The following is a 17169-nucleotide window of genomic DNA, read 5'->3' on the forward strand; positions in this document are numbered from 1 at the left end:
TGAATGGAACGCTCCCTACAGAACGCGGACGGTTCACGGACGACTGTCGCGGCAACCCCGTCGTGCAGGCGCCGTTGGCACTCCGCCGTCCCCTGCTCCGGCCCGCCTCGCCGCTCCGGCGCCACACCGCAAGGCGCACGGCCGCGTTTCTTCCACGAGCCGCATCCCGCACCAGCAGGAAGTCCTCGCGCGAGCCGAGCCCTCCCCCCTTCTCGCATCAGCCGAGGCCCCCCTTCCTCGCCGAGAGGAGTTCACCTGATGCACATCCGAACCAGCCCGGCGGCACTGCCCCTCGTCCTCGTCACGGCGGCAGCACTCGCCGCCCCCACCGCCAGGGCCGCCGCGCCCGCGGCCACCGGACCGGCCAAGTTCACCGTGGACACCACGGCCGACGCGGTCGATGCCGATCCGTCGGACGGCCTGTGCCGCACGACGTCGGGCGCGTGCAGCCTGCGCGCCGCAGTGATGGCCGCCAATTCCCGCCCGGGCAGCAGCATCACGCTGCCTCCGGGCCACTACCGGCTGACCATTCCGCCCAATCCCCGCCTGATCTTCGGAGACCACCCCGACCCGACCACGGGCGACCTGAACGTCGACGCGCCCACCACGATCCGCGGCTCCGGCGCACGGACCACCGTCATCGACGCCAACCACCTGGACCGCGTCTTCCGCATGCGGGCGGACACAGGACTGTCCGATCTGACGATCACCGGGGGCGTGGCCAAGCAACGCGAACTGCCCATCACCGACACCGGTGGCGGCGGCATCGCCAACGGACACCACATGACGCTGAGACGGGTCGCCGTGACCGGCAACTCCGCGGGCTACGGCGGTGGCATCTTCAACGTCCCCGGCTCTCACCTGGACCTGACCGAGAGCACCGTCAGCGGGAACGTCGCGGGTGAAGCCGGGGGCATCAGGTTCGACGACACCGGCACCGTGACCAACTCGACGGTCGCCGACAACCGTGTGACGAACCCGGGCGACCGCCCCGGCAGCCTCGCCGGGTACGGCGGCGGGATCGACATCCGCGGACTGGGACCCGTGGAGATCCTCAACTCGACCATTTCCGGCAACAGTTCCAGCGACGGCGGAGGCGGAATCAACATCGCCCCCGCCTACCTCGACAGCCTGCCCTCCCCGATCCCCGATGTCGTGGATCTGCCGCTGGGGCGGCTGACGTTGCGCAACTCCGTGGTCGCCGGCAACACCGTCGACGGCAAGGCCGCCGACTGCAAGAAGGCCTTCGCCACCATCGCATCGCAAGGCCACAACCTGGACGGTGACGGAAGTTGCCGGCTCACCGCCTCGGGCGACCTGCCCAGCCGTCCGCCGCTGATCGGCCCGCTCGCCGACAACGGCGGTCCCACGGACACCGCCGCGCTGCGGCCGGGAAGCCCCGCCCTGGACGCGGCCGTCGACTGCCCGGCCACCGATCAGCGCGGTGTCGCCCGTCCCCAGGGCGCGGCCTGCGACATCGGCGCCTACGAGCGGACGCCATGACCACCCCGCTCGCACCGCACGAGGAGATGCGACTCGCACCGGCGTCAGGAGATGCGATGAGATCGCCGAGCCTGTGCACCACCCTGGCCCGCCCCATGACCGTACTGCTGGCCCTGCTGTTGTCCTCCCTCATCACTCCCCCGCCCACGGCCCGGGCCGCTGCCGCTCACGACTCCCTGGTCGTGCCCACCGACCGCGGCTGGGTGCGCGGCGCGGCCCACCGGGACGGCGGCCGGGTCTTCCAGGGCATCCCCTTCGCCGCCCCGCCGACGAGCGGGCTGCGCTGGCGTCCCCCACGGCCCGCCGAGCGATGGTCCGGCGTACGCGACGCCACCGAACCGGCCGACCCGTGCCCCCAGCTGCCCCTGACGCTGCTCCCCGACGGCGGCCCCGTCCTGCCCGGCGAGTCCAACCGCACCGGGAGCACGACGGAGGACTGCCTGTACCTCAATGTGTGGACGCCGGCCCGCACCGGCGGCCGGCCCCTGCCGGTGCTGGTGTGGTTGCACGGCGGCGGCAACACCTACGGCGCGGGCAGCGACTACGACGGCTCGGCGCTGGCCGCGCGCGGCGTGGTCGTGGTGACCGTCAACTACCGCCTGGGAGCACTGGGGTTCCTCGCCCACCCCGCCCTGTCGTCGGAGAGCGGGGACCACGCGTCCGGCGACTACGGCTTGATGGATCAGCAGGCCGCGCTGCGCTGGGTCCGTCACAACATCGGCGCCTTCGGCGGCGACCGCGACCGAGTGACCCTCGCCGGCCAGTCCGCCGGGTCGGTGGACACCTGCGCCCATATCGCCTCCCCGACCGCGAAGGGCCTGTTCCAGCGCGCGATTCAGCAGAGCGGGAGCTGCGCTTCGGACGGCGGTCTGACACCGCTCACGCTCGGCGCGGCCGAGCAGAGGGGAGGCACCTTCGCGGCCTCGGTGGGCTGCGCGGACCCGGCGACCGCGGCGACTTGTCTGCGTGCCCTGCCCATCACCGAGCTCCTGCACGGCAGCGGGACCGGGCCGGCCGCCTTGTGGGGCCCGAACACCGGGCCACGTATCCTCCCGCGTGCTCCGCACGAGGCATGGTCCGAGGGACGAGTGAACGCCGTCCCGACACTCACCGGCAACACCCATGACGAGTACCGGTACTTCACCGCCCTGTACGTGGATCTCCTCGGCGGCGGTCCCCTCACCTCCGCGTCGTACGCGGCCCTGATCGCGCTCCAGCACGGCGACCGCGCGGCGGCGGTCCTGGCCACGTATCCGGCCGCGGCGTACCCGTCCCCCAACCTTGCCTATTCCGCCGTCAACACGGACCAGCGGTTCGCCTGCCCCGCACGAGCCGACAGCCGGCTGTACGGCACCCGGGCGCCCGTCTACGCATACGAGTTCCACGACCCGCAGGCACCACCGTTCATCCCGGCACCGCACACTCCACAGGGCGCGTTCCACGCCTCGGAACTGGCCTATCTCTTTCCCATGGACTCCCTGCGCCTGACGCCCGCCCAACAGCGGCTGTCCGCCACGATGACCGCCTACTGGGCCCGGTTCGCCGCCACCGGCGACCCGAACATGCCCGGGGTCCCCGCCTGGCCTCGCTACACGGCGGCACAGGACCGCATCCAGGTGCTGGCGCCCGACCGGGTCGCACCCACGGCCGGCTTCGCGACCGACCACCACTGCGCGTTCTGGCTCCCCTCCCCCGCTCCTCGGGGAGCCGTGCGATGACACCGCCCGCCTGCGGCCGTCATTACCCGTCCGTGACGTCATGTGACAGAGCGCACTCGCCGGAGGCTTTGCGCCCCAGTACGTTGTGGTGATCCGCAAGCGCCAGCAGGGCCACGCGCAACGGCCCGGTCTCCAGGACGGCGCCCGGTTCGAACCAGCGGGCCACGGCGGTGCCGCTCGCCATTCTGAGCGTGAAGCGGGCCAGTTCTTCCGCAACCTCCGCGCGGTCATCCAGCCCGAAAACGGCGCTCAGCGCATCCTGCGCCCAGGCCACCAGCGCGTCGCGGTAGTGGTGCACCTCGGCCACCGCCGCCGCGCTGGCGTCCTGCTGCACCATGCCCAGCCCCAGCAGCAGTTTCAGTCCGTGCGGGTGGCGCTGGAAGGCGTCCTCGACCTGCGCGAGGAAGGCGTCCAGCCGCTGTACGACGTCGGCACCCGGCACGTCAGCCGGGGGCAGGGCCGCGAGCAGTGCGGTCCTGGCGCGCTCCAGCACCGCGACGTAGATCCCGTCCTTGCTGCCGAAGTGCCAGTAGATCGAGCTGGGCGGCAGCCCGCACTCGGCCGAGATCATGGAAATGGACGTGGCGGCATAGCCGTACCGCGACATCAGTTCGCCGGCGGTGTCGAGAATCGCGTCACGCGACCGTGCGCCGCGGTCCTGGGCCGGTGCCTGCGTCATGCAGCCGACTGTAGGCGAGAAGCCGGTGTCCGGTCTCGACGAACGCCTCGAGTTCCGTCGTGCCGACGCCGGTGGGCTGGGTGTGGTGAAGTGGGGATCATGACGACGAGTGACGCGATCGTGGTGCCGGAGCTGTACTCGGGCTACCCCGGGGTGGCTTTCGGCGGCTACGTCGCCGGCGTCTTGGCGGAGAGGACCGGGGCGAAGACGGTACGGGTGGACTTCCGTGGACCCGTGCCCGTCGAGGCACCGGTGCGGATCGCCGAAACGGCGGGCGGGGGCGCGGAGTTGGGCGAGGCTGAGCAGCCCTTCGCCGCGGCACGCCCCGCCGAGTTGCGGCTCGCCCCGCCGACCGCGCCCTCCTGGGACGAGGCGGCCGCCGCGGCGGAGCGGTTCCGGTCGGCGCCGCCGTCGGGTGTGGTGGACTGCTTCGGCTGCGGGCTGCGCACTGCCGACCGCGGTCTGCGTGTGTACTGCGCCCCGGTGCCGGATCTCGGCCTGGTGGCCTCCGCCTGGATCCCGTCCCGCGCCTTCGCCGACCCGGACGGCCTGCTCCCACCCCGAGTGGTCTGGGGCGCTTTGGACTGCCCGGGAAACTGGGCGGGCCGCTTCCTCGGCACCCAGCGCCCGGGCGCGGTCACCGCATCCCTCACGGGCACGATTCTGCGGCCGGTCGCCGCGGGTGAGCCGTACATCTCGTACGCGTGGCTGCTGTCCGAATCCGGCCGCAAGCACATGATGGGCGTGGCGCTGGCCACGGCCGAGGGCGAACTGTGCGCCGTCTCCGAGGCGTTGTGGATCGATCCCAGACCTGCCTCCTGAAGCCGGGGAGCGCGGCCCGCCCCGGTGCCGTGGCGGGCCGGCGTCCCGGCGCCCGCCCGACGCGTCACTCCTCGTCGCGCAGCCGGGCCGCCAAGGAGATGAGCGGCTCGGTCTCCTCGGTGTGGCCAAGGGCGGTCAGGTGGGAGACCGCCGCGTCGAGGCGGGTGAGGGCGGGGGCGGGGCGTTCCAGGTAGAGGCCCTCCACGGCGCCAGCGAGGCGGACGCACTCGGCCCACTCGCCGGCGCGGTCGTCCTCCGGTCCCGGCTCGCCGAGCAGGGCGAGGGCCTTCTCCAGCGCGGCCAGGGCGTCCTCGTACTCGCCGGCGTAGGCGTTGACCCGCCCGTGTTCGTAGGCCAGAGCAGTGTCCAGGGAGCGACCGCGGGCCTCGTATGCGGCGGCGCGGGCCTCGTCGGCGATCCGGCCGGCGTCCGCGAGGTAGGCGAGGGCGCCCGGCAGGCCGTCGGGGCCCTGCTGCTGGGTCTGGAGGCGGGCGAGTTCGCGCAGGCAGTTGCTGAGCTGCTCGTAGCGCGGGTCCCGGGCGTGGGCGGCGATCGCCTGGTCCGCGGCCTCGCGGGCCCGGCCGAACTCGCCGGACTCGCCGAGGAGTACGGCCGTCTCCGCGGCGATCATGGCGTGGCTCCCCGGGTCGTCGTCCCAGCCGGCAGACTCGGCCGCGAGGGCGACGAACTCCGCCGTGGCGGCCTTGAGGTCCTCCCCCGCGTGCAGCGCGCGGGCACGGGTCAGGCGCAGCTGGGCGGCGAGCCGGTCGTCCAGCTCTCCGGCGGCGACGTCCGGTTCGGCGAGCAGGGAGTCGAGCAGGGCGATGCAGTCCTCGACGCGCCCCAGGTCGAGGCTGAGCTGGGCCGCGTTGCTGTAGGTGCAGAACGCGTCGATCCGGCTGCCCCGGCGAAGCTCCAGCTCCGCCGAGCGCGTCAGGTGCCGCAGTGCCTCGTCGGGGCGGCCCAGGTGCATGCAGGCCTCGGCCAGGTCACCGTGGAGGCGGGTGGTGTCGATCGCGTCGGCCGGCCAGTCGGCGGCCCGTCGCAGGCCTTCGGTGAGGTCCGCGTACGCCGCCTGTGCGTCCCGCAGGCCGAGCTGGAGTCGGCCCCGCAGTGCGAGGGTGCGGGGCAGGTGCCAGGCGGGGCCGCGCTCCTTCAGCCGGTCGAGGAGGGCGTCGATCTCGGTGACCGCGGCGGGCAGGTCGCCGGAGATGGCGTACGTGCTGGCCCGCAGCAGCAGGGCGCCGGAGATCTGCCCGGCGATGTCGTGCCGGGTGGCGAACGCGTGCAGCTGGTCGACCTCGGCGAAGACCGGCGCGACGTGCTCCTCGCTGCGCGAGGTCTGCAGGCGCAGGGCGAGCGCGGTCACCCGCAGCCGCAGCAGGCGGGCCTCCAGGTACGGGGCGAGGCCGGGCGCCTCCTCCTGCAGGCGGACGATGGACGCGTGGACGGCGGTCAGCGCGGCGGCCTTCGCCTCGGCTCCGCCCGCGGCCTTCACGCCTTCGGCATCGCCCGCGCCATCCGTCGGCCCGGCGCCGTCCACGCCCTCGGCACGCCCGGCACCGTCCACGCCCTCCGCATGCCCGGCACCATCCGCGCCCTCCGAGCCCTCCGCGGGGATCTCGACGGCGGCGAGCAGCGCGCAGGCGCGGGCGAGGGCCGCGTGGCCCGGCGCTCCGGCGTCGTCGTACAGAGCCGCGGCCTCCTCGTGGAGGGCGGCGGCTTCGGCGTGCTCGTCCTTCTCGCCCGCCCGGCTCGCCTCGTCGGTCAGCAGGTCCGCGCGCAGCTGGACGAGCGGGCCCACGGCCGGGTCGTCGGGGTGGGTGTAGTCGCGGGCGGTGACGAGCGTGCGCAGCCGCGCCCAGCATGCCTGCGCGTCGGGGTGCCCCTGCTCCTCCAACGCCCTTGCTCTGAGGATGAGTTCGGGCAGCGAGTCGGGGACGGCGGCGACCGTACGGCCGACGGGGGCGGTGACCTGGGCAGCGGGGGCCACGTCGTCGAGGCTGCGGGTGCGCAGGGTCAGTTCCAGCTCATCCAGGAGCGGGGCGCGGTCGAGGCGGGCCTTGCGGCGGTCGGTGTGGGCCGAGGTGCCGTTGCGGGCGTCGAAGCGGGCGGCGAGGTCGTCGGCGCGGCCGCGCACCTCGGCGCGCAGGCCGGTCACCGTCCAGGTGCGGCCCGCGTATCCGGCGGCGGGCAGTTCGCCGTGGCCGAGGTGCTCGACGCGCTGGAGGAGGACGTCCACGCCGGTGAGGAAGTCGAGCTGGTCCAGCGGCGAGTCGACCTCGTCGAACAGGTTCCGGTTCTCGGCGAGCAGTTCCAGGCCGCGTGCCTCGTTGCCGGTCAGCGCGCAGAACTCCAGGTGCCGGCCGACCTCGCCGGACATCGAGGGGTTGCGGCGGCAGCCGCGGTAGCCGGCGAGGTGCAGTTCGCGGGCCCGGTCGGTGCGGCCGGTGCGCAGCAGGGGCAGCAGCGCGTACGAGAACGAGCGGGCGGGCTCCTCCTGGCAGGACTCCTTCCCGGCCAGGACGGGCTCCCAGGTGCGCAGCGCCCGCTCGTCGTCGCCCGCCGTGAGGTGGTACAGGGCGCGCTCGCAGATCTCACAGGCCTCGCAGTCGCTGAGCCGGGTGCGGGTGCGGCTCGCCCACAGTTCGTAGGCGAGGGTGGTGTCCTCGCCGACGTGGGCGGCGAGTTGGTACGCCTGTCCGTAGTAGGGCTGGAGGCCGAGGCCGGCCTTCTCGTACCGGTCCCGCATCTCCGTCAGCCACTGGCGCAGGCTGGCCAGCGGCATCTCGGGCAGCTGGCGCAGGGCGTTGGCCACCCACTTGAACCGCCAGAACAGCATGTGGCGCAGGCGGTCGTCGAAGACGTCGGGCTGCTCGTCGAAGAGGTTCAGCAGACGGGCGAAGACGACGGGTGACTTCCGGGGTTCGGAGCCGTAGGTGTACGCCTCCTGCAGTTCGAGGAGCGCGTGAACGAGCGGCACGGGCTCCCCGAACTGCTCGGCGGCGTCGACGAGTTCCTCTGCGGTGACGGTGCGGGTGCGGCCGTAGGGGCGCCGGTCGTTCTCCTGGAGCGCCTGGTACAGCTCGTCCGTGCTCTGGGGATGGGGTGCGGTGGGCATCGTCAGCTGTCCTTGCGGAGGGCGTGGGCGAGAAGGTCGAGGAAGGAGCGGTTGATGAGGCTCGATTCGGCGGGCCTGAGCGGGCGCCGGGACAGCATCGCGGCCTGCCCGTAGAGGGCTTCGGCGCTGGTGCGGGCCAGCTCGGGCTCGTCGATGGTGACGGCGGTGCGGACCAGCGGGTTGAGCTGGTTGAGGATCAGCTGGGCCCGCGGGGCCTCCTGGCGCAGGGCGCCGAGGATGTCGCCCCACAGGCCGCCCTCCTGCTCACGGGCGAGCTGGGAGCGGGTGCGCTCGTGCCGGGCCTCGCGGCTGTCGACGAGGAGGGCGGGGGCGGAGGCGGGCTGGAAGGTGCGCAGCGCGACGTCGCAGTCGAAGACGGCGAGGGCGTCGCGGGCCTGGGCGAGGTAGGCCGCGGCGGCGAGTTCCGTCTCCCGGTCGACGGGGTCGAGGTGGGCGGTGAGGGTCTCCGGGTCGAGGTCGGCGACGGTCGCCTCGGGCCTGATCTCGGGCAGCCGGTGCACCAGTTCCCGGTCGTAGGTGTAGCCGCCGTTGACGACGCCCAGCCCGGCGGCCGAGGCGATCGCCGCGACCTGGCGGAACTCCTCCACGCTCGACGTCACGAGCACGGTGCGGTGGGTGCGTGCGAACTCGTCGAGCGTGGTGTGCCCGTCGGTGGTCTCGAACGGCAGCCAGGGCAGCAGCATCCGCAGAATCTCGTCGTCGTGCACGGCGAGGGACTTCACGGCCAAGTGGTGGGCCTGGAGGAAGCGGTGGAGCAGATCCGGGTCGCTGGCGGCGGCCCGGGCGATCCAGGCGCGCAGCCGCTCGGCGAGGGCGTCGCGGACAGCGGCGAGGGTGTCGTCCTCGTACAGGGACTCGCGGGACGCCGTCGGGCGCAGGCTCTCGGCGTCGACGACGCAGCGGACGAAGAAGGCCCAGTCGGGCAGGATCTCCTCGGCCTGCTCGGACAGCAGCATGCCCTTGACGTGCACGCGGTGGCCGTGGCGGCGCCCGGCCGACACCGCCTCGGGCAGCACACACGCGATGCCCTTCAGGCCCACGGCCGGCAGGTCCAGCTCGATGGTGTCCAGCGGCTTGAATCCGAAGACCTCCTCGCCGTACGCGGCCAGGGCGCGGGAACGGGCTCCCGGGGTGGGGTACGTACGCGCCCAGGGGGCGGGCTCGGGGTTGACGGACGCGCCCGGCCCGCCCGTGCCGCCCGGGCCGCCTGTGCCGTCGTCGAAGGTCACCGGGTGCCGCAGCAGGGAGCCGAAGTGGCGGGCCAGCACGTGCACCTGCGCCGGCCGGGTCCACTCGCCGGCGTCGGCGCGCGGTGTCAGCGTGACGGTGGTGCCGGGCCGGGGGCGGGCGGAGGCGGGCAGGGTGCGGACGGTGTAGCTGCCGTCGCCGCGTCCCCGCCACTCCACGGCGGGTGCGTCGGGGGTGCGGGCGGAGCGGCTGAGGACATGGATCTCGTCGGCGACCAGGAAGCAGGAGAGCAAGCCGATGCCGAACTGGCCGATGAAGTCGCCGCGTTGCTCGGCGATCCGGTCGGCGCGCTTGCTGCTGCGGCCGATCGTGGCGAGGAACGTGTGCACGTCGGCCTCGGTGAGACCGACGCCGTCGTCCTCGACGCGTACCACCGAACCGTCTGCGTACAGGCGGATACCGAGGGGGTCGGTGGGGGCGGCCGGTTCGAGGGCGTCCCGGGCGGTCAGCGCGTCCACCGCGTTCTGCATCAGTTCGCGCAGGTAGACGCGGGGGCTGGAGTAGAGGTGGTGGGAGAGGAGATCGACGAGGCCGCGCAGATCCACCTGGAAGGTGCGGTCGGCGCCGGTCGGGTTCGCAGCGGTGTGGTGCAGTGTCATCGGGCAGTCCGGAGTGGGAAGAACGGCGGGAAGAACGACGGTTGGCGGGCGGAGCCGGTGGTCGGTGCGCGCTCAAGAGCGATGTGGTCGGCGCGCGTACAGGCGCGGCGGTGGTGGCGGGCGCTCAGGCGCGCCGGTGGTGGCGCGCGAACTGCTTCTCCGGATCCGCGAAATAGGTCCAGGGCCACTTGGTGTAGGCACCGTCCAGCGTCTGGAAGACGCGCCGGACCGTGTGACGCTCGCCGGCCAGCGACAGGGCCATGGCGAACATGTTGAAGTCCTGCTGCCAGCCCGGGCGCCACACATAGGTGGGGTGGAGGATGCTGTGATCCGCCGCCTCCCGCAACTGCGCCCGGATCTCGTCGGTTTCGAGGTAGTCCCCGCGTTCCGCCTCGACCCACTCCTCGATGTACGCCATGGCGATCACGCAGCCGAGGCGGTGCCCCTCAGGGGCGCGGGCGAACGCCTCCTGCGCGAACGCCAGGGCCTGCCCCGGCTCGCCGCCCCAACGGGGCTGCAACTGCGACACCCACTCGAGATGGGTCTCCAGGTCCAGCGGGTCGCGGCGCAAGGCGGCGTCGAGCCGGGTCTCGTTGACGGCGGAGCCCAGCGACATGCCGCGACCGGAGGTGAGCAGGCGGCGCCACGGCGTGACCCAGTCCGGCCGCGACTCGGCGGCCTCCAGCAGCTGTTCCTCGGCGATCTGGAGCCGCTCGTGGAAGACGCGCCACTGCTCCTGCGTGACGTTCACGGCACGCGCGGCGGTACGCGCCTCCCAGCCCCAGCTGATGTGACGCGCCCCGGATATCAGCAGAGCCGTCGCCCGGTGCTCCTTGTCCTCCTCGACGGCCCGGCCGATCCAGTCCTGCACACCGTCCAGGTCGGCGAGCTCACCCAGGACCTGGTGGTCGCGGCCGAGATCGAAGGGGACCAGCGCCGCCTTGACGGCCTCCCAGTCACCCGCGTCGGCAGCTTCCACCAGGGCGAGCACCCGCGCGTCCCCGAGCGCGCGCAGCGTGTACATCCCGTTCTTCTGCCTGCGCGGGACGGGAAGGACGTGCGGATCCGCCACCGGTCTCTCCGCACCCCTGCCGAACAGCTTGCCGAACATGCCGCGCCCTCCCCTGGTCCCGCGTGATCGTCCGGTGCAGCATAAACGGCCTCACCGACACCGCTTCCACAGGGTTTTCACCGGCGCTTCACGGGCCCCATCCCGCCTTCCTGCCCCTCCCGGACCCCGCCGGCAGCGCTGCGACTCCGGCGAAGTCGGGGTGGGCACCGCGGCCTGGGCAAGCGGCATGAAGTCCGAGTCTGTGCCGCACCGACGGGTGGGATGCCCCGCGCCCCGGCCGGCAAGGCTCACCGCGTTGCCCCGTCCTGCCCCAGGAGTCGGCTCAACGACCGCCCGGGCGGGCCAACAGTTCGCCGATGTGTCGGCGGACGGCCTCCCAGGCCATGGCGTGCAGTGTGCCGATGGTCGTGTCGCGAAGCGTGGCGATCGCCTCGTCGGTGCCTGCGTCGCAGGGGACGCTGTCGCTGAGCACGTCATAGCCGTCGCGCACGGCGACGTGCAGGCGGTCGGCTCCGTCGGTGTCGGAGTGCAGGGCGGCCGCGACGACGATGGGCGGCGGGCCGCCCGCTTCCGCGGCCAGCTTGCGGTAGCTGCTGGTGACCGGGTCACGCCAGTGCAGGCTCAGCAACAGGTGCTGCTTGGCCAGGAGTTCGGCGAGGTCGGTCTCGAAGACCCTGTCGTGCTCCAGCACCGTCGCGCGGGCACCCAGCACCAGGGCGGCGGGCAGCAGGCAGCGCAGCGTGCTGCCGACGATGTTGCCGCCGACGGTGGCGGTCCGGCGTACCGCGCCGGTGCCCACGTTGGCGGCGGCCTGCTGGAGGACCTCGGGCACGCGGTCGTCGATGCGGTTCAGCACCACGGCCGCGCCCAGCGTCCCGTGCCCGATCACGTTGGCTTCCGGCACGTTGCGCAGCGACATCGCCTGCTCGGGGAAGCCGTCCCGTTGCCAGCCGGCCCACACCAGCGTCGCCCCGCCTACGGGCACCGCTCCCTCCGCTATGCACCTCTGCGCTTCGGACACGGACTCGGGCAGACGCAACAGCACGGGCGGACCTGCTTTCTCGACGAGTTGGTGCTCGGTTGTTCGACGCCTCGGCCACCCGACCGAGACATGGCGCATTTTCACCCACCCACATGGAGGCGCACACAGGGCTCACCGATGCACGGCACGCGCCCCAGCCCGGTCGAATCGCCCACCGGAGCCGTGCTCGGCAGCGTGGGGGTCTGCGTCGTTCAGAGGTAGCCGGGGAAGGGCTGCACGCCCATCAGAACCGCACCGGCACCGTCGTACATGCCCTCCTGGAGGAAGGCGTGCTGCGGCACCACCGAGGCATCCCGCAGGTAGCGCTGCATGGGGTCGCCGTCCTCGATGGCGGGGATGCCCGCGAGCTGGTACGCGGCCCGGACCACCTCGAAGGAGGTCCTGGCGGCGTGCGCGGAGGCGAGTCTGAGCAGACTCGCCTGTTCGGCGGTCGCGACGTCTCCCCCCTCTACCGTCGACCAGACCTCTTCGGTGATCTCGTAGAAGAAGGCGCGGACGGACCGGAGTTGGGCCTCCGCCTGACCGACCGCGATGCGGTAGGTGGCGCGCTCGGCGGGCTTGGGGGCGCCGGTGTAGCCGGAGCGGCCCCCCTGGGCGACGACGTGGTCGAGGGCGGCGCGGGCCACGCCGAGGCCGACGACGGCCAGGACCTGGGCGGCGTACGGGACGCTCGGGTACCGGTAGAGCGGCTCGTCGACGGTGGGGGCGCCGCCCCGCACGAACGTCCACTCCTGCGGTACGACCGCCCCGTTGACGACCAGGTCGTGGCTGCCGGTGCCGCGCAGACCGATGACGTCCCAGTTCTCGGCGATCTCCACCTGGTCGGGCCGCAGTACGGCCGTGAGGGGCCGGCCGGCCCGGTCCTCGCCCGCCTTGATGCCGACACCGAGGACGTCCGCGCCCTTGCAGCCGCTGGCGAACCTCCACCTCCCCGAGACGCGGTAGCCGCCCTCCACGCGTTCGGCCGGCTGGACGGGGAACAGGCCACCCGCGAAGACCACGTCGGGTCCGGCGGCGTACAGCTCGGCCTGCGTGGCGAGAGGCAGCGCCGCGAGATAGATCAGCGAGGAGCCGAAGCTGGCGACCCAGCCGGCTGAGCCGTCGGCGACCGATATCCGCTCGATGACACGGAGGAATTCCGCCGGGGGCAGCGCGTCGCCGCCGAACTGCTTCGGGGTGCTCGCACGATAGATACCCGCCCTCTTGAACGCGGCGACGACATCGCGCGGTACGTACCGCTTCTCCTCGAACTCGGCCCGCCGCTCCGCCACCAGGGCGAGTACCCGGTCCAGTTCCGACGGCGGCCCGGTGGGCATCTGCGCCATGAGCTTCCCCTCGCATTGCCGGGCGGTTCCTTCTCCGCCTCGCCATCCCACCAAGTGTCCCGAGGGTTCGCCATCAGGCGGCGCAAATCAGCGCTTGGCGTGGTGGACCTCTGTTCCGGCGTCGGTGTGGACCAGCGCGGCATAGGCGTTGACGCGATCGGGGACAACTCCCGCCTCGGCGCTGACCGTTCGTCCGGTACGCCCGTCGACGACGAACGCTCCGTCTTTTCCTTTCGCGTAGAACAGGTCCTTGAATGGGGCTTCTACGGTCGCGCTCCAGTCGCCCGGACCATTCCCCGACCCCCGGCGCCACAAGATCTTGCCGGCATCGTTCACCGCGAACGCCCCGTCCTGTTTCGACGCGCACAGCAGCACGGTGCCACCCTCGCCCTGATCACAGTCCATACGGCTGGTCAGGCCACCTCGCTTGGACAGGACGAAGTCGCCGGTCGCGATGTCGATCAGCCGCGCCTTCTCACTGTCGTCGTCGAGTTTGGCCAAGGGTGCGCCGCTCGATGCGATCGCCCACATCGCGCCGTCCGGCACCTCCTTGACCCACAGGTCACGGCCGTCGGTCGCGCCGACCCCGGCCAACGAGTAGTCCTCGTCCGGCTCCGCACGGAAGCCCAGCACGGCATCGCCGAATCCGCCGACCTTCCAGAAGCCCGCACGCTGCCACAGCATGCGGGGCTCGTCGTCCAGGGAGAGGGCGAAGGTGCCTGTCGGGTAGCCGTCCTCCGTCCAGGTGACGCTCACGACGCCGTCCCCGGTCGACACCTGCAGCGCGCCCAGCTTGCCGGCCGGGTCACCGTAGATGTCCACGGGAAGTCGCCAGATCAGCTTGCCGTTGTCCGCACGCGCCGCGATCACCTCGAACCCGGCTTGGGCCTTGCCGCTGCCCTGTTTGGCCAGCCGGACCGGAACGACGGTGAGCACGGCCGGTGCACCGCCGATCCGCACCGGCTCGGGGAACGAGACGCGGCTTCGTATCATCTCGGCCTGCTTCTTGCTCAGATCGCGTGGCGCCGGCAGGTCATACGTGGGCGTGTTCTGCGTGGCGATGGTGGTGACCGCCTTACCCGTGGCCAGGTTGTACACCGTCATCCCGGACGCGTGCGAGAGCCAGGCCGCACGCCCGTACAAAGCGATGGTGGGGTAACCCCCTTCAGGGCCGGTCGGCAGGACATGGGCCACCTTCCGGTCGAACCTCAAGGGCGCCGCAGCCCGCGGATCGCCGCTGAGGTCGAGAGCCTTCCGTGTCGGCTTGGCCGAAGGCGAACCGGTGCCCGCCCCACTGCCGTGTCCCCCTGTCGGGCCTGCGGTGCATGAGGCCACCAGAGCCACTGCGGCCAAAGCGATGACACCTTGACGTACCGGACTTCTCATCCAACCCTCCGCGCTCCGTGACCTGTGGGCCGACCCCGGCCGGTGACCAGGCGGGCACTCCCGACATCAGCACATGCGACCACTGGTGGGCCGGGACCGGTCCCGGCCGCCACGCCCCCGACGGTTTTCACAGGAGATCCCGGGACGCAGTTTCGGCTTGTACCGGAAAGCAACAGCTGAGCACCGGAGCAGAAAAGCGGGCCGCCCTCTCGCGCCTTTGTTGTGCGGGGGTGCTCTGCGTGTTTCGTAGCGGTGCAGTCTGCGGTGCGCGACCATACGGACGCCGACACATCACCATCATCGGCATTCTGTGTGGAAACACCGAGACAGAAAGAAGGACGTACGTGTCCGGCAGCGAAAGCGAAAACCCAGCAATCGCCTCCCCGACCCCCACGTCGACTCGGCCCAGGACAAACCGGGACTGGTGGCCGAATCAGCTGGACCTTCAGATTCTCCACCAGCACTCGTCCCGTTCGAATCCGATGGACGAGGACTTCGACTACGCGAGAGAGTTCGCGACCCTCGACCTCGACGCGCTGAAGCGGGACGTCTTCGAGTTGATGACGACGTCGCAGGACTGGTGGCCTGCCGACTACGGCCATTACGGGCCGCTGTTCATCCGGATGAGCTGGCACGCCGCGGGCACGTACCGTGTCGCCGACGGCCGGGGCGGTGGCGGCAGCGGGGCTCAGCGCTTCGCCCCCCTCAACAGCTGGCCGGACAACGCGAGTCTCGACAAAGCGCGCCGTTTGCTGTGGCCGGTCAAGCAGAAGTACGGCCAGAAAATCTCCTGGGCCGACCTTCTGGTCTTCGCCGGCAACTGTGCCATGGAATCAATGGGGTTCAAGACGTTCGGGTTCGGCTTCGGACGAGAGGACATCTGGGAACCCGAGGAAATCTTCTGGGGGCCGGAGGACACCTGGCTCGGAGATGAGCGCTACAGCGGCGACAGGGAACTCGCCACTCCCTTCGGTGCCGTGCAGATGGGACTGATCTACGTCAATCCGGAGGGGCCCAACGGCAACCCGGATCCGCTGGCCGCCGCCCGGGACATTCGCGAGACATTCGGGCGCATGGCGATGAACGACGAGGAGACGGTCGCGCTCATCGTCGGCGGGCACACATTCGGCAAGTGTCACGGCGCCGTCGATCCGGCGTACGTCGGCCCGGAACCCGAGGCCGCCCCCCTCGAGCAGCAGGGCCTCGGCTGGCGCAACACGTACGGCATCGGCAAGGGCGCCGACACCCTCACCAGTGGGCTCGAAGGCGCATGGACCACCGAGCCGACCAGGTGGGACAACGGGTACCTGGACAACCTGTACCGGTACGACTGGGAGCTGACGACGAGCCCCGCCGGTGCCAAGCAGTGGACTCCCACGGATCCTTCAGCCAAGGACACGGTGCCCGACGCTCATGATCCTTCGAGGCGGCACGCTCCCATGATGCTGACGACGGACCTCGCGCTGAAGCTGGATCCGGTCTACGGCCCGATCACGAAGAGCTTCCACGAGAACCCGGACCGGCTCGCGGATGCGTTCGCCAAGGCGTGGTACAAGCTGTTGCACCGCGACATGGGACCCGTCACGCGCTATCTCGGCCCGTGGGTTCCAGAACCGCAGCTGTGGCAGGATCCCGTCCCCGAGGTCGATCACGAACTCGTCGGGGACGCGGACATCGCCGCCCTCAAGAGCAGGATCGTCGCGTCCGGACTGTCCGTCTCCCAGCTGGTCACCACTGCCTGGGCGTCGGCGGCGAGCTTCCGCGGCACCGACAAGCGTGGCGGGGCCAACGGGGCACGGATCCGGCTCGCGCCGCAGAAGGACTGGGAGGTCAACCACCTGCCCGAGGTGGCCGAGGCGCTGCAGAAGCTGGAGCAGCTCCAGCAGGACTTCAACCTCTCCCATGCCGGCGGAACGCAGGTCTCGCTCGCCGACCTGATCGTCCTGGGCGGGTGCGCGGCCGTCGAGCAAGCCGCGAAGAACGCCGGGTACGATATCACGGTCCCGTTCGCACCGGGGCGCACGGACGCCTCACAGGAGCAGACCGACGTGGAGTCGTTCGCCGTGCTCGAACCCAGGGCCGACGGGTTCCGCAACTACCTCCGGGCGGGAGAGAAGTTGTCGCCGGAGACCCTCCTGCTGGACCGCGCCAACCTGTTGACGCTGACCGCCCCCGAGATGACGGTGCTGATGGGCGGCATGCGGGTCCTGAACACCGGCTTCAAGCGAGCCCCCCACGGGGTCTTCACGCACCGGCCGGAGACCTTGACCAACGACTTCTTCGTCAACCTGCTCGACATGGGCACGGAGTGGAAGGCGTCGACTTCGGACGAGAACGTGTTCGAAGGCCGGGATCGTGCCACGGGCGAGCTCAAGTGGAGCGCCACCGCGGTCGACCTCATCTTCGGCTCGCACTCCCAGCTCCGAGCCGTCGCGGAGGTCTACGCGTCCCAGGACGCGGGAGAGAAGTTCGTGCGTGACTTCGTGGCCGCGTGGAACAAGGTGATGAACCTCGATCGGTTCGACCTCTCCTGAACCCGATGTCCCGGTCGGGGCGGTGCCGCGCATCGCTCACAGCTCCCGCAGCACTCTCATGGCGGGCACGCGCCCACAGCACGCGTGCCCGCCGCCCAG

At 71.7% G+C, this 17169-nt stretch carries 11 protein-coding genes; 4 read left to right on the forward strand and 7 right to left on the reverse strand.

Translation table 11 applies throughout. The annotated features are described in order from the left end of the window. Nucleotides 1–258 precede the first annotated feature (258 nt). Nucleotides 259–1503 (forward strand): choice-of-anchor Q domain-containing protein, encoded by a 1245-nt coding sequence (locus ACQEV2_RS02900; RefSeq protein WP_433036182.1) that lies wholly within the window; start codon nucleotides 259–261, stop codon nucleotides 1501–1503. A gap of 56 nt (nucleotides 1504–1559) precedes the next feature. After that, on the forward strand, nucleotides 1560–3221 hold the full coding sequence (locus ACQEV2_RS02905) for a carboxylesterase/lipase family protein (protein WP_433036184.1): 1662 nt from the start codon (nucleotides 1560–1562) through the stop codon (nucleotides 3219–3221). A 22-nt stretch (nucleotides 3222–3243) separates the two neighbouring features. Here the strand turns inward: ACQEV2_RS02905 and ACQEV2_RS02910 are convergent, their stop codons facing one another. After that, nucleotides 3244–3900, reverse strand: coding sequence for a TetR/AcrR family transcriptional regulator (locus tag ACQEV2_RS02910; protein ID WP_433036186.1), 657 nt, complete (start codon nucleotides 3898–3900; stop codon nucleotides 3244–3246). A 99-nt stretch (nucleotides 3901–3999) separates the two neighbouring features. On the opposite strand from ACQEV2_RS02910, the gene ACQEV2_RS02915 reads away from it, so the two are divergent. Further along, nucleotides 4000–4722: a hypothetical protein gene (locus ACQEV2_RS02915; protein ID WP_433036188.1), complete on the forward strand. Its 723-nt coding sequence runs from the start codon at nucleotides 4000–4002 to the stop codon at nucleotides 4720–4722. Between the two features lie 64 nt (nucleotides 4723–4786). On the opposite strand, the gene ACQEV2_RS02920 is transcribed toward ACQEV2_RS02915, so the two are convergent. From ACQEV2_RS02920 to ACQEV2_RS02945, 6 genes are all read right to left on the reverse strand, one after another. Then, nucleotides 4787–7843, reverse strand: coding sequence for a hypothetical protein (locus ACQEV2_RS02920; RefSeq protein ID WP_433036190.1), 3057 nt, complete (start codon nucleotides 7841–7843; stop codon nucleotides 4787–4789). Nucleotides 7844–7845: 2 nt separating this feature from the next. After that, the gene (locus tag ACQEV2_RS02925; RefSeq protein ID WP_433036192.1) at nucleotides 7846–9711 is read right to left on the reverse strand and encodes an HSP90 family protein; all 1866 of its coding nucleotides are present in this window, start codon (nucleotides 9709–9711) and stop codon (nucleotides 7846–7848) included. 124 nt (nucleotides 9712–9835) lie between these two features. After that, nucleotides 9836–10822, reverse strand: coding sequence for a hypothetical protein (locus tag ACQEV2_RS02930; protein ID WP_433036194.1), 987 nt, complete (start codon nucleotides 10820–10822; stop codon nucleotides 9836–9838). A 283-nt stretch (nucleotides 10823–11105) separates the two neighbouring features. Next, nucleotides 11106–11828: an FAD binding domain-containing protein gene (locus tag ACQEV2_RS02935; protein WP_433036196.1), complete on the reverse strand. Its 723-nt coding sequence runs from the start codon at nucleotides 11826–11828 to the stop codon at nucleotides 11106–11108. A 188-nt stretch (nucleotides 11829–12016) separates the two neighbouring features. Beyond that, a complete protein-coding gene (locus ACQEV2_RS02940; RefSeq protein WP_433036198.1) occupies nucleotides 12017–13150 on the reverse strand; it encodes an acyl-CoA dehydrogenase family protein in 1134 nt (377 codons plus the stop codon). An 87-nt stretch (nucleotides 13151–13237) separates the two neighbouring features. After that, nucleotides 13238–14254 carry a hypothetical protein gene (locus ACQEV2_RS02945; protein ID WP_433036200.1) on the reverse strand — a complete coding sequence of 339 codons (1017 nt, stop codon included), beginning with the start codon at nucleotides 14252–14254 and terminating at the stop codon, nucleotides 13238–13240. A gap of 626 nt (nucleotides 14255–14880) precedes the next feature. Here ACQEV2_RS02945 and katG point away from each other — a divergent pair. Continuing rightward, on the forward strand, nucleotides 14881–17070 hold the full coding sequence (gene katG / locus ACQEV2_RS02950; RefSeq protein WP_433054158.1) for a catalase/peroxidase HPI: 2190 nt from the start codon (nucleotides 14881–14883) through the stop codon (nucleotides 17068–17070). The last annotated feature ends 99 nt before the right edge of the window (nucleotides 17071–17169 follow it).

The organism is Streptomyces sp. CA-251387, from assembly GCF_050936625.1.
Taxonomy (GTDB): domain Bacteria; phylum Actinomycetota; class Actinomycetes; order Streptomycetales; family Streptomycetaceae; genus Streptomyces.